Here is a 13,630-nt window from a genome sequence, read left to right as displayed (position 1 = left end):
TTGGGGCGATGGCGCATTTGGAGAGGTCGACGAACGAATGGCGAAGCAATCGCTGGCGAACGAAGACGAGAACCGGGACCGCGAAGAGAATACCGCGGACGGCCCGCTGATCGACAATGTCAATCAGACTGTCAAAAACCTGATCAAAAAGGGCAAGGAGCGCGGCTACCTCACCTATGACGAGGTGAACGCGGCACTGCCCCAGGAGGAGATGTCCTCTGAACAGATTGAGGATGTGATGTCCGCTCTGAGCGAGATGGGCGTGAATGTCGTCGAGAACGAGGAACAGGAAGACAGCGGCCCGGAGCCCAAGGCCGAAGACGAGAAGGCGGTTGCCGGCAACGTCGCTGATGACGATGTAGGCCGCACGGACGATCCGGTCCGGATGTATCTGCGCGAGATGGGCAGCGTCGAGCTGCTGTCGCGCGAAGGCGAAATTGCCATCGCCAAGCGGATCGAGGCCGGCCGCGAGATGATGATCGGCGGCATCTGTGAGAGCCCGCTGACCATCAAGGCATTGATCCAGTGGCGTGACGCGCTGAAGGAGGAGAAAGTTCTCCTGCGCGACGTCATTGATCTTGATGCGACCTATGGCGCTACCCCGGAAGGCGCGAAGGCGAAGGAGAATGCTGCGAACGCCAACGCTAACGCCAACGCTGTGATCAATGCCAACGCTGCCACCAGCGGCGAAAAAGCTGAAGACGGCGCGAGCGACGAAGACGATACCAAGTCCGCTGATACCAAGTCGGAGGATACAGAGTCCGAGGAAGACGAGGCTGATGACGGCGTGGTCAAGTCCGATGAGGAACGCGCTTCCGGCGACACATCTGATGACGACGACGACGATGATGATGCGGAAGAGAACAATATGTCTCTGTCCGCCATGGAAGCGGCGCTGACGCCTCAGGTGCTCGAGACTTTCGATAAGATTGCCGAGACCTACGGCAAGATGAAGAAGGTTCAGGACAAGCGCCTGCAGCGCCTGCAGAAGGGTGAGGAACTGACCGCCCAGAGCGAGCGCCGTTACGAGAAACTGCGCGAAGAACTGGTCGATCTGATGGAGGGTGTGCGGCTCAATAACGGCCGTATCGAGGCGCTTGTAGAACAGCTCTATAGCCTCAACCGTCATCTCACAGGCATGGATATGCGCATGCTGAAGATGGCGGAAAAGGCTGGGGTCGACCGTGCCGTTTTCCTGAAAGAGCATTTCGGCAACGAGCTGGCTCCTGACTGGTCCGACCGCGTTGGCGATCTGTCCGGCAAGGGCTGGGCCAAGTTTGTCGAGCGTAACGAGCTTGAAATTGCCAAGCTGCGCGATGGCATGTCCGCTGTGTCCGAGGATGCAGGTCTGCCGATCGGCGAATTCCGCCGGATCGTTCAGACGGTACAGAAGGGCGAGCGCGAGGCAAGCCGGGCGAAGAAGGAAATGGTCGAGGCGAACCTGCGTCTCGTGATCTCCATCGCCAAGAAATACACCAACCGTGGCCTGCAGTTCCTGGATCTCATTCAGGAAGGCAATATCGGCCTGATGAAGGCCGTGGATAAGTTCGAATATCGCCGCGGCTACAAGTTCTCGACCTACGCCACCTGGTGGATCCGGCAGGCCATCACCCGGTCGATTGCCGACCAGGCGCGGACCATCCGTATCCCGGTCCACATGATCGAGACGATCAACAAGCTGGTCCGCACTTCGCGTCAGATGCTGCACGAGATCGGCCGCGAGCCGACCCCGGAAGAACTGGCCGAGAAGCTGGTCATGCCACTGGAGAAGGTCCGCAAGGTCCTGAAGATCGCCAAGGAGCCGATCAGCCTCGAGACGCCGATCGGCGACGAGGAGGACAGCCATCTCGGCGACTTCATCGAGGATAAGAACGCGGTGCAGCCGCTTGATGCGGCGATCCAGGCCAACCTGCGCGAGACCACAACCCGTGTGCTCGCCAGCCTGACCCCGCGTGAAGAGCGTGTGCTGCGTATGCGCTTCGGCATCGGTATGAACACCGACCATACGCTTGAGGAAGTGGGCCAGCAGTTCAGCGTGACCCGTGAGCGTATTCGTCAGATTGAGGCGAAGGCGCTCCGCAAGCTGAAGCACCCGAGCCGGTCCCGGAAACTCCGGAGCTTCCTGGACTACTAAGTTCCAGACCTCGCCCGGAATTTGTTTTCGGGCGGGCGATCAATTGGTTATTTGAAAAGGCGGTGCCGTTAAGGCGCCGCCTTTTTCATTGCCCGGCTTCCTGCGCCGAAGCCAAAGGCGGAGCTGCGACAGATCGCTTTGCCGGGAAGAGGATCGAGATCGTCGTGCCTTCATCGGGCGCGGTGATGCAATCCAGTTCCGCTTCGTGCAATTCCGACAGTCTTTTGACCAAAGCCAGCCCGAGGCCCGCTCCTTCAGCATTGCGCACCATGCTTGAGCTGCCTTGCATGAAAGGCTCGAAGGCATGGGCTTTAGTGGCTGCGTCCATGCCGCTGCCTGTATCGGTAACAGTCAGCCGGACACGACCATCAGTTTGCAGGCAACCGGACAGTTCGATACGCCCGCCCCGTGGCGTGAATTTAACCGCGTTGGTCAGCAGATTGATGAGGATTTGCCGTATACGCCGCGCATCGGCCCTGAGAGCGCGGCCTTGCAGGTTGATGTCGGTGATGATGTCGATACCGGCGGAACTTGCGTGGTCAGCAATCATTCGCACACAGTCATCGCCCAATTGTTCGATATCGAGGGCTTCATCGCTCATTGCTTCTCCGCGTGCCTCGATGACCGAGAGATCAAGCACGTCGCCGATCAGGCTCAGGAGGTGAGTGCCGCTCGATTGGATATGCTCCGCATATTCGACATAGTTCCGGTTTTCGATCTTCCCAAGCACCTCTTTCACGATCATCTCGGAAAACCCGATGATCGCGTTCAGGGGGGTGCGGAGTTCGTGGCTCACGCCGGCAAGAAAACTGGTTTTTGCGGAGTTGGCGAATTCCGCCTCTTCCTTGGCATGCCGGAGGCCGATCTCGGCCTTCTTGCGTTCCGTGATATCCGCGAGAATTGTGCAATAGGCATAAATAGCCCCGGTATCTTCCCGGAGCGGGAATATGACACCGAGGAAGGCCCTTTCTCCGTGAGCCGTCGGTGCGGTCAGTTCGACAGCCATGCCGTCTTCACGATCCGCTGCCGAAGTCTCGAACGCCTTGATCTCCTGGACGAATGCATCCGGAAACAGCTCCTCGTTAGACCCTCCGATCACTTGATCCTTGCGGAGATCGAATACGGACAGGAATTCGGCATTCGCGATGATGTAACGACCGTCCAGATCCTTCGCGAAAATCGCTGCCGGTGCCCGATCGATGACCGATTCCGCGCGATATTCACTTTCCCTGAACGCGGTGAACACCCGTTCGATGGTATCGCCGAGGCTGTTGAATTCGCGTATCGGGCCCGATTGGAAATGTGGGATATGGCTGCCGCCCTCGATCGTGGCCGCGACGGCGTCGGCATAATGCGACAGCTTGGAAAGCGAGCGCATGGTCACCAGCCTGATGAACCCGCTGAGCATGGCGGCCAGAACGATGATCAAACCGATGACGATGGGGATCAGGCGGAGATAGGTAGCCTGGAGGTCTGCGATCGGACTTGCCGCGCGGACCGCTTCGATAACGGTCTCCGGGCCATCAGCCGTAACCGTAAAAGGGATGGTGATTTTTGTCCCGGTTGTGGCAATACCGCTTTCAGACCCATCGGTCCTCGCCCCACTGGTCTCGTCATAGGTCGAGATTCCAGAGACCGTCTTGCCGTCAACCAGCAGCGCGACGGCTTTCAGGTCCGTGTCGTTCAGAAGATCGCGCAGGACGCGCGAGTTATCGTTCAGGATAACACCGCCGAATAGTCTTCCTGTGACGGCCCGGCTTGTCGGATCGATGATTTGCAGGCCACTGACAATGGCGGCAATCACCGTACCGTCAGCCGCTTGGCTCGTTATTAAACGCGGGCCTCCGGACAGAGGAAATGCCGTGGCGTCCCGGACAATTGAGGCGCTGTTATAAGGACTTGAGCTGACATCGATGATCCGTTCGTTTCCGCCGGGATCCACGAAAAGAATATCGAGCACGCCGCTGTCCAGCTCGAAGAAGGCGTTGCCGAGAAGTTCCTCGACTGCGCTGTAATTTCCTTCTCTCAGTCGACTCACCAGCACGCCATTGTGGGACAGAACACGGAGAAAATTCTCCAGATGTCCGAGCTGGGTTCGGAAGTGGAGTTCCGTGAACCGGTGGTAATGCTGGTGACGTCGCTCCAGTTCAGCATCAAGTGTCTGGCTCGCGAACCAAAAGCCGAGCCAGACAACGATGGCGGAAATAGCCAGCATCGCCCCGAAAGAAGCGGCGGCGATGATCGTCGAATAGCGGAAGTCGTGACGCGTCAAGATCGGCGCTACCTTGAGTGCCGGAACGCTTGGTCGACCAGTGTCTCCAGCGTTTCGTCGGAGATTGTTTGATCTACCATTGAGAAACCGCCGGAGAAGATCTGAGGGATGTCCTGTATTCGATCTTCCAGAGTCATCCGGATCGCCTCGGCCATCGCGACGCCATTGTCGTCATTCATCCGCATCACCGTAAAATCGATCTCGCGGTTACGGATTGCAGCCAGCTCGCTGCTACCGCCGCCCCAGCCGTTCACCCTAATGGTTCCAAGAAGACCCAGTTCTTCCAGTGCGTCTGTAATTCCGTGCGCGATGTCCGTCGACGCAGCGAAGACGAAGTCGAGATCCTTGTTCACCCTGAAAAGCTCCAGGGCAGCCTTGCGGGCGTGCTCCCGGTTGAACCCGACATAATATTCCGCGGCGAGTTGGTAATTGGTCCTGGAGGAAATGTATCGTTTGAAAGTTCCGCCGCGCATCTCGCTGACATAGCCTACGGGCCCGTAGAAGATAGCGTACTGCGCGTTTTTACCGGCCCGCTTGATGTGCTCGTCCGCAAGCAGTCTTGAGCCGACACCGTGATCGAAGCCGACATAGAGCAGAGGCGGTGGCGGGCCGAGATCGATCAGTGGTGTGGTGATGTTCTGCAGGATCACTTTCGTATGACCGGAAGCCAGAACTCTGGAGATCATGCCCTTATGTCTCAGGGCATCAAGCGTGAAGATAAGGAAATCCGGCTTTTCCCGAAGCACTTCCCCGATGGACTGTTCCTGCAGGCGAAGGTCTTCCCCGCTCTTGGTGAACAGCGCCGTGATTTTGTGCGGGATGCCGATTTCGTCCATGCGGGCGGTGAAGGATTTCACGCTGCGCCGCCAGTAATCCGACTCCTGCAGACCCGGATAGATGATGTGGATCGCGACCGGAGTTTTTATTGGCTTCTCAAGAGGGTCTGCAAGCCTGTGGACCAGCCGCTCGAAAGAGGCCGCTTTGCGTCGCTCGTCCGGATGGGCGGCAAGAAAGGCATCCAGTTCGATGAATCGTGGATCGCCCTGTGCCGAAACCATCGCTGGGCCAAAGGCACCTGGGGAAATGGTCGCAATCAGGACCAGGATTCTTAGAAGCTTCCTCACGCATAGCTCCTTATGGATGCCGGTCCACGAGCCTGCTTTTCACGTTACTCTACACGAGTGCTTAGAGTAACGCACGTTTCACGCGATCTGCATGCAGCTTGGCGTTACTGGGATCAGGCACGAGAGCACTTCCTGGTTGCTGGGCCGCAAATCCGATTGCCGTGCTCGGTGGCGAGATGCCAAGATCGCTGCATTGCAGCAAAGGAGGCGCCGCGTGAGACTTCGGAAGCGGAACTGGGTCCCGAACGGCCCGGAAACACAGGTCGGGAAGCTGGCGGAGCTGACGGCCGCTGAAGGCGCGAGCGCCACTGCTGAGCGGATCGACAGGCTGATCGCTCGCAACAGGGAAATCCACGAGCGCGACTGCTTCAACCTGAACCCTGCAACCAACGTCATGAACCCGCGGGCCGAAGCCGCTCTCGGAGCCGGACTCGGTAGCCGGCCGTCGCTCGGTTATCCCGGCGACAAGTACGAGATGGGGCTTGAGGCAATTGAGGAAATCGAAGTCATTGCCGCAGAGCTGGCGGCGGAAGTCTTCGATGCCGGGTTCGCCGAGATCCGGGTGCCGTCTGGTGCCATCGCCAATCTCTACGGCTTCATGGCGACCTGCAAACCTGGCGACGCCATCATAGCGCCGCCGGCGTCGATAGGTGGTCACGTTACTCATCTGAATGCTGGCTGTGCCGGTCTCTATGGCCTCAAGGTTCACGAGGCGCCGGTCGACCCGGACAATTTCACCATCGATCTGGACGGGCTTAAAGCGCTGGCCGACCGGGTCCGTCCGAAGCTGATCACCGTCGGCGGCAGCCTGAACCTGTTCCCCCATCCCGTCGCCGGTGTACGTGCGATTGCGGACAGCGTCGGCGCCAAGGTGATGTTCGATGCCGCACATCAGTGCGGCGTGATCGCTGGCGGCGCCTGGCCGAACCCGCTGAAAGAAGGCGCTCATTTCATGACCATGAGCACCTACAAAAGCCTCGGCGGTCCGGCCGGCGGGCTGATCGTCACCGATGACGCCGCGCTTGCCGAAAAGTTCGACGCCATCGCCTTTCCGGGCATGACGGCGAATTTCGACGCGGGCAAGTCTGCGGCCCTCGCCATCACCCTGCTCGACTGGCGCGCGTTCGGCGCTGCCTACGCGTCCGAGATGGTCGCGGTCAGCAAGGCCTTCGCCGCCGCGCTCGCCGATGGCGGCCTGCCGGTGCATGCGGCCGAGCGCGGCTTTACCGGATCGCACCAGTTCGCCGTCGAGGCGGCGGCATTCGGCGGCGGCCAGACGGCTTCGAAGAAACTCTACGAAGCGGGCTTTCTTGCCTGCGGAATCGGACTGCCTATCGATCCGGTGGACGGCGATCTGAACGGGCTGCGTATCGGCGTGCCGGAACTGGTCCGCTGGGGTGTCGGGGTTAAGGACGTACCGGAGATCGCCGGCTATGTGGCCCGGGCGCTGAAGGCGAACGATCCGTCGGCGCTGGCGCCGGAGGTGGCTGCTCTACGAAAACGGTTCGACAGGATTCACTTCATCCGGGATTGACCGGAGCGCCTAGAAAGCAACCGCGATGGCGGCCAGAACGCCGAGCCAATAGTGCAGCAGCGTAACGCCGAGCAGGTTCTTCTGCCGCAAATACACGTAGCCGAAGATGATGCTGGCGAAGAACGTGATGGCGACGGCATCGACGCCGAATGTCAGGTGCAGCGATGCGAAAATCGTGCTCGTCAACAACACGGCCCGGTGGCCTTTGGTGTCATCGAGAAATTTCTGGAACAATCCCTGAAGAAGACCGCGCGAGCCGACTTCCTGAACGACCGTGTGCAGAAAATACTGAATGAGGAAAAACGTGTCGACGCTTGCGCCGGGCGCGTTCCCTGCCGACTCCGGCTTGAACCAGACCAGGTAGATGGCCACGGGAATGGTGATCAGCACGCAGAGGATGATCGTTTCCCGGAGGGATTGCCATAATCCTTCCCGCCTGATGCCCAGATCTGCCAGCGGGATACGCATCATTCTTATGATCAGCAGGCATGGAATGGCCAGAAAGACGACGGTCTGCCAGGAAAAGCCCGGGTCGTAGATGTCCTTTACGTAATCTTCGGCGACCAGATAGAACAGCGTCGTCGAGATCATGTAGATGGCGATGGTGAAGATCAGAAAGTATCCGAATTGATTCTGGATCGTCTTGATTTCCAGCTGCTTGCGGAGCGAGGCGAGCATTTCATCGCTGAGACTGCGGGCACGGCTGACCACGACAGAAGCAAGTGCACCCTTGAGATCGCCGATGATCGCGGGTGCATTCGCGATGTTTTGCAGCGCGTCCGCCGGGATCATGATCAGCACGCACGGCACCTCCGCCCTGACGGACGCGGATCGCCGACCACCATCCAGAAACGCCAGTTCGCCGATGCAATCCCCGGCAGTGATCGCATTGAGAACGACAGAGCTTCCGTCCCCCGACTCCCTGACAACATTGGCTGAGCCCGAGACGAAGAGGAAAAGATCCGTTTTTTCATCACCTTCCCGGACAATCAGCTCGCCGGGCGATGCTTCCGTCATTTTTGAAACCGAGGCTATTGCTTGTATGGTTTCCGGGCTGAGTCTCGCGAAAGTAGGATGCGCGCCGAGGGCTTGAGCAATGTTCTGGGATGCGTCTTCCATGAAGACCTTTGATCAAATTCGTGAAGCGAGGAGGGATATCCGCTCATCGTGACGGCCATTGTCAACTGGACAATGCCACAGACCAAGCCGCAAGACTTGAATAAGCTGCCATGATCGAGCTTCTGGAGCTTCGGTCTAGATTTTGGGTATGAGTTTGAAAAGCAAACAGAACGTCCTGATTATCAATGCTTATTTCGATCCGTGGCGTTCATCGACGCCGACGCGCTGGTTCATCCCGCGGGCGATGGCGCCGTATTATCTGGCCGGTTACTTCAACGCCGATCTTGTCAATGTGCGTGTCTGGGACGAGGTATTCCACGGCGCGCTTCTGGATACCCGGTTGTTCGACTGGCCGGACCTGGTCATTTTCACCGGCCTGACGGCGGCCTTCGACAGGGCGCATCAGCTTTCCGCCTATTTCAGAAATGCCAATCCAGCCGTCGTCACCGTCATTGGCGGTCCGATTGCCCGCGCCTTGCCCAGTCTTTGCGCCGAGGCATTCGACTATGCCTGCCAGGGTGACGTTGAGGAGATGCCACAGGTCATCGCCGAAGTGTTCGACAGATCTCATGTCTCTGAAACCGGCGCGCCGCGGTTCGATCTCGCCGTGCCCTCGATGGGGCTCGGCTATCTGGAGACGACGAAGAACTGCAATTTCGCCTGCTCGTTCTGCTCCCTGACCGGGGAGCAACGAAAATACGTGTCCCATTCGGAGCAATCCATCGCCCACCAACTCGACGCCATGAAACGCGTGCTGGGTGTCATGGTCCTGGACAACAACTTCTATGGCAACAACCGGCAGAGCTTCGAGCGGCGCGTCGAGCTGATCGGGGAGCGTTGGCGGCAAGGTCAGTTCCGCGGCTGGGGGGCCCTCGTCACCGGGGACTTCTTCAAACGCCCGGAGAATGTTGCGCTGATGGCCAGGAACGGCTGCAAGGCTGTGTTTTCCGGCGTGGAATCCCTTGATCCCGAGGTTCTGAAATCCTTCAACAAGAAGCAGAGCATGACGTCGGACCCGCGGGCATTGACGAAGTTGTGCGCCGAGAACGGCATGTTTTTCGATTATGGAATGATTGCCGATTTCTCCCAGCAGACGATCGCCGACGTGGACAATCAGCTAAACGCGGTCCTGAATGATCCAACCATTCCCCTGCCGGGTTTGCTGTCTCTGACCATTCCCATTCTGGGAACGCCTTATTTTGACGAGGCGGCCAGCGCCGGTCGCCTGATGCCAGACCTCCTGCTCAGCGATATGGATGGACAGAAAGTCGTTGAATGGCCGAAGGAGCCGCTTGAGAAAGTCGTGCCCTTTGTCGCCGATCTCATGCAGTTCAAGGGCCGCAAACGCGCTTTGGCCCGCCATGCGGCCAAGCACGCCTGGCACTGGCGCAAACATTTCGACTGGGACCAGACCGCTTTGGCGATGATCCGCCCGCTGCATCGTTTCGGCGGCAAGATCAATCTGGGCAATATCCGGCAGATGCGCCAATCGCGCAAAGAACCGCCGCTGACCTATTGCGCGATGAGCGACGGCCTGCGCTCGGCCTACAAGCCGCTGGTCCCGCTGCCGTCGAAGTTTGAAAAATGCTTCGAGCCGCTGCGGATCACCGATGCCGAGGGCGGGCTGACGGAAGAGCTTCTGACGGCACGGGCGAAAACCGCAACGGTCGCGCTGGCGAGCTGAAATCGCTCTATTGTCTGGCTTCGTGTGACGCTTGCGCCGCTGTGGCGTTATCGAGAAATTGCCGTGTGCAGGCTGCCCAGCTGTATTTGAGAGCCCAGGCACGGCAGCGTTCCGCCGGGATCTGCAGGGCGTCCAGGGCGGCCTGACGCAGGTCTTCGGAGAGAATGCCGGCACCGCTGTCGCCGATGACATCGCGGGGGCCCATCACCGGATAGGCGGCAACCGGAACACCGCAGGCCAGGGCTTCAAGGATTACCAGCCCGAATGTGTCAGTCAGCGAGGGAAAGACGAACGCATCGGCACTGGCGAAATGTCTGGCGAGATCCTCACCAGATTTCGCGCCAGTAAAATAGACCTCCGGATATTCTTTCCGGAGGCTGGCCAGTTGCGGGCCGTCACCGACAACGACTTTCGAGCCGGGCAGATCCAGATCCAGGAAGGCCTTGATGTTCTTCTCGACCGAGACACGCCCGACATTGATGAAAATCGGCCGCGGCAGGTCCGGCGGCAGCACGGAGCCTTCCATCGGGCGAAACAGATCCGCATCCACCCCGCGTGACCACATCTTCAGATTTCGGAAGCCACGACTCTCAAGATCCTGCCGGAGCGTTTCCGTGGCGACCATGCAGCCGTTGCCGAAATTGTGGAACCTGCGGAACCAGGCATAGAACCAGGAAACCGGAAGCGGCCAGCGCGCCTCCACATATTCCGGAAAGCGCGTGTGATAGCCGGTTGTGTAGGGCATGCCCATGCGGCGCGCGGCGGATGCTGCCAGCAGGCCGAGCGGCCCTTCGGTAGCGATATGCAGATGCTCGCATCCATAGGCGGCCATGCGCCGCTGAACGGCCCGGCGATGCGTCAGGGACAGCCGGATGTCGGGATAGGTCGGGCACGGGATCGTCACGAATTCCTGCGGTGACAGGAATTCGACCCGGACGCCCATCTTTTCAAGCTCGCGTGCCGTCCATTGCAGGGACCGGACGACACCGTTGACCTGCGGGAGCCACGCATCCGTGACAATGAGTATCGATGTCATATTTTAATCCTGAAACACATCGCGGATACAGAGGCGTTACCTTAAAGCCTTATGACGCTTGCTCGTCATATTTCGGGTCGAGGGTGATCCCGGAATAGCGCTCCTGTTCCTGCGACAGCTCTTCCCAGTAGAGCACCTCCAGGGTGCCGTCATGGTGCTCGACGACCGCTGTGCAGCTTTCGACCCAATCGCCGGTATTGACGTAGTGAATGCCATTAGTCTCCCGGCTCGTCGCATGGTGGATATGGCCGCAGATCACGCCGTCGAGCTCCTGGCCCCGGACCTCTTCCGCAACAATGGCCTCGAAGTTGCCGATGATGTTGACGAAGCTCTTCACATGACGTTTCGCGAAGGCGCCGAGTGACCAGTATTTCAGTCCCATGCGTCCGCGCACCCAGTTCAGCCAGGTGTTTGTCGAGAGGGCGAACTCGTAGAAGCAGTCCCCGAGATAGGCCAGCCATTTGGCGTTCTGGATCACCACGTCGTACTGGTCCCCATGGGTCACCAGATACCGGCGGCCGTCCGCTGTTGTATGGATCGTCTGGTCGAGTATCTCCACCCCTTTGATCCTGCGGCCGGCGTACCGCCTGACGAACTCGTCATGGTTGCCAGGAATGTATGAAATCTTCGCGCCGAGATGCGCTTTTTTCAGGATCACCTGAACGGCATCGTCATGAGACTGTGGCCAGTATCGTGACTTCTTGAGCCGCCAGCCATCCACGATATCGCCGATCAGATAGATCCGGTCCGCTTCATGCTTGTTCATGAATTCGACGAATAAATCAGACTGGCAATGCCGGGTTCCCAAGTGGATATCCGAAATGAAGATCGCGCGGAATTTCCGCTGCCGGGAAGGTGTCGAATCTACTGTCACATGCCTGCCTGTTCAGGGGCGGGCGCAAGCTGCTTTGCGCCGTTTATGATTGTTTGCCCCCTACCATAGCTCGCCTTGATGTCCCGGAGCCACTTTCCGGATACGGATCTGTTCCCGGTTGTGTTTTAGGTCACACTGAAGCGGTCCGGAAGGCGGCTCGGTCATACCCCGTTCGCCGTCTTGTGTCAGCTTTCGAAGGTAAAGGCCGATGCCTTTTTCATGTGCTGGTCCGCCCGGATCGTCCGGTTCAACGGCGGATGGGCGCGTTGGCTGCAATCGAGCCGTTCGCACAGCCGGCAGCTGACGCCGACCGGAGTGGCACCGGTTGCTTTCGGCAGATCCAGCCCGTCCGCATAGACCAGATGTTTCGCGTCCCTGATCTCGCAGCCGAGGCCGACGGCGAATTGCGGCTGTAATTGCTCGTGCCAGCCCCCGGCGCTGTCCAGCGTGCGGGCGATGGTGAAGAAGGTGGTCTCGTCCGGCATCCGGGCGACCTGAGTGTGGACCTGTCCCGGCGTGCGGAAGGCCTCATGCACCACCCAGCGTGGGCAGGTGCCGCCATAGCGGGCGAACTGGAAGCCGCCGCCATTGAGGCGCTTGGAGACATTGCCCGCCGCATCGACGCGGATGAAGAAGAATGGAATGCCCCGCGCGCCTGGACGCTGCAGGGTGGTCAGGCGGTGCGAGACCTGCTCGAAGCTGGCGCCGAAACGGCGGCGCAGCAGTTCGAGATCGTGCCGCAATTCCTGCGCCGAGGTCCGAAACGTTTCGTACGGCATCAGCACGGCGCCGGCGAAATAGTTGCAGAGGGCGACGAAGAGCATGTTGCGGGTTTCCGCATCCGTCGGCTCAAGCCGGTCGATGATGCTTTCGATCAGATCGTGATGAGCGAGCGCGGCGAACTGGGAGGCGAGCTGGAAGCAGCGCCCCGATGCCAGCAGGGCTTCGGACAGCAGAATGCGGCGGCCGTGCGGATCGTAGCGCCTGAGCGTGTCGGTCATGACATGCACCGGCATCACCTTCACCACGATGCCGTTTTTTTGGGAGAGGTGTTCGCTCAGCCCGCTGAACAGATCGTTGCGATCCAGTCCGGCCTCAAGCCAGAGCGCTTCAGCCGCTTCTTCAAGTTCTGGGAAGTGGTTAGCCTCGCGCTGATGCATATCCCGCACCGCCTCGACTGGGGAGAGAGGTTGGCCTGGATCGGGAAGCGGGTCACGCCCGGTGCCGATCGAGCCCGCCCGGGCATTCTCCCAGACCTGGCGATAGGCCTGGTAGAGCCGCAGCATGGCCTGCGCCGCGTTGGGTGAGCGGGCTGCGAATTCCTGCAGCTCGACCGGCCGCACCGACTGATCCCGGAACAGCGGATCGCTGAATACCTCGGCTAGTTCGGCGACGGTCTTGGCGTCGTCATCCTCGGCGAACTGTTTCAGATCCAGCTCGAAAGCCTGCCCGAGCTTGAACAACAGCGGGACGGTGACCGGCCGCTGATTGTGCTCGATCAGGTTGAGATAGCTTGGCGAAATACCGATCTCGCCTGCCATTTCTGTCTGGCTCATGCCGAGATCTGTCCGGAAACGGCGGATCTTCGGCCCCAGCATCGCCTTGCGGTCAAGCGCCTCCATGCCCTGTTCCTTCATTATGATTAGCGGGCGTCCTTCCACCTTATGGCTCTTTCGCGCCTGCACAATGATTTTCATGATTTTCAAAACATGCCCATTTAATTTTACAAGTGTGACAGATTTACTTTTTTACTTTCAATAGCTTATGGACGTTCTTCATTTTGCGTTGCACGGTCTTTTCAGTGTTGCGGTGCACATCGGCTCTGGGAGGTCGGGCGCACCGTCCGGATCAAG

General features: G+C 59.3%; 9 protein-coding genes. 3 read left to right on the top strand and 6 right to left on the bottom strand.

The features are described 5' to 3' along the window. Positions 1 to 37: 37 nt before the first annotated feature. Positions 38 to 2,134, top strand: a complete 2,097-nt coding sequence (gene rpoD / locus K328_RS0113950) for an RNA polymerase sigma factor RpoD (protein ID WP_028466499.1) — start codon at positions 38 to 40, stop codon at positions 2,132 to 2,134. Positions 2,135 to 2,219: 85 nt separating this feature from the next. Here rpoD and K328_RS25885 read toward each other — a convergent pair whose 3' ends face one another. Together K328_RS25885 and K328_RS0113940 are read right to left on the bottom strand one after the other, a co-directional pair. Further along, the gene (locus K328_RS25885) at positions 2,220 to 4,406 is read right to left on the bottom strand and encodes an ATP-binding protein (RefSeq protein ID WP_051284910.1); all 2,187 of its coding nucleotides are present in this window, start codon (positions 4,404 to 4,406) and stop codon (positions 2,220 to 2,222) included. 8 nt (positions 4,407 to 4,414) lie between these two features. Beyond that, positions 4,415 to 5,530 carry a substrate-binding domain-containing protein gene (locus K328_RS0113940; RefSeq protein WP_028466498.1) on the bottom strand — a complete coding sequence of 372 codons (1,116 nt, stop codon included), beginning with the start codon at positions 5,528 to 5,530 and terminating at the stop codon, positions 4,415 to 4,417. Positions 5,531 to 5,744: 214 nt separating this feature from the next. On the opposite strand from K328_RS0113940, the gene K328_RS0113935 reads away from it, so the two are divergent. After that, entirely contained in the window at positions 5,745 to 7,064 is a 1,320-nt protein-coding gene (locus tag K328_RS0113935) for a serine hydroxymethyltransferase (protein WP_028466497.1), read from the top strand. A gap of 9 nt (positions 7,065 to 7,073) precedes the next feature. Here K328_RS0113935 and K328_RS0113930 read toward each other — a convergent pair whose 3' ends face one another. Beyond that, positions 7,074 to 8,081: a cyclic nucleotide-binding domain-containing protein gene (locus K328_RS0113930; protein WP_028466496.1), complete on the bottom strand. Its 1,008-nt coding sequence runs from the start codon at positions 8,079 to 8,081 to the stop codon at positions 7,074 to 7,076. A gap of 250 nt (positions 8,082 to 8,331) precedes the next feature. Here K328_RS0113930 and K328_RS0113925 point away from each other — a divergent pair, with 250 nt between their 5' ends. Next, positions 8,332 to 9,867 carry a B12-binding domain-containing radical SAM protein gene (locus K328_RS0113925; RefSeq protein ID WP_028466495.1) on the top strand — a complete coding sequence of 512 codons (1,536 nt, stop codon included), beginning with the start codon at positions 8,332 to 8,334 and terminating at the stop codon, positions 9,865 to 9,867. A 7-nt stretch (positions 9,868 to 9,874) separates the two neighbouring features. Here the strand turns inward: K328_RS0113925 and K328_RS0113920 are convergent, their stop codons facing one another. The 3 genes from K328_RS0113920 to K328_RS0113910 form a co-directional block, all read right to left on the bottom strand. After that, positions 9,875 to 10,903, bottom strand: coding sequence for a glycosyltransferase family 4 protein (locus K328_RS0113920; protein ID WP_028466494.1), 1,029 nt, complete (start codon positions 10,901 to 10,903; stop codon positions 9,875 to 9,877). A gap of 49 nt (positions 10,904 to 10,952) precedes the next feature. Further along, positions 10,953 to 11,777, bottom strand: a complete 825-nt coding sequence (locus tag K328_RS24085; protein ID WP_051284909.1) for a UDP-2,3-diacylglucosamine diphosphatase — start codon at positions 11,775 to 11,777, stop codon at positions 10,953 to 10,955. A 185-nt stretch (positions 11,778 to 11,962) separates the two neighbouring features. Continuing rightward, complete coding sequence (locus K328_RS0113910; RefSeq protein WP_028466493.1) at positions 11,963 to 13,399, bottom strand: helix-turn-helix domain-containing protein; 1,437 nt, start codon at positions 13,397 to 13,399, stop codon at positions 11,963 to 11,965. Positions 13,400 to 13,630: the final 231 nt, after the last annotated feature.

It is taken from the genome of Nisaea denitrificans DSM 18348, from assembly GCF_000426505.1.
Classification (GTDB): Bacteria; Pseudomonadota; Alphaproteobacteria; order Thalassobaculales; family Thalassobaculaceae; genus Nisaea; species Nisaea denitrificans.
Note: the sequence above shows the minus strand (reverse complement) of the source record. Positions and strands in the feature narration are given on the sequence as shown.

Excerpts from the sequence above, each read along its gene's own strand:
- K328_RS0113910 (WP_028466493.1), bottom strand. The coding sequence starts at position 13,399 with ATGGAGGCGCTTGACCGCAAGGCGATGCTGGGGCCGAAGATCCGCCGT.
- rpoD (WP_028466499.1), top strand. The coding sequence starts at position 38 with ATGGCGAAGCAATCGCTGGCGAACGAAGACGAGAACCGGGACCGCGAA.
- K328_RS0113925 (WP_028466495.1), top strand. The coding sequence starts at position 8,332 with ATGAGTTTGAAAAGCAAACAGAACGTCCTGATTATCAATGCTTATTTC.
- K328_RS0113930 (WP_028466496.1), bottom strand. The coding sequence starts at position 8,081 with ATGACGGAAGCATCGCCCGGCGAGCTGATTGTCCGGGAAGGTGATGAA.
- K328_RS0113920 (WP_028466494.1), bottom strand. The coding sequence starts at position 10,903 with ATGACATCGATACTCATTGTCACGGATGCGTGGCTCCCGCAGGTCAAC.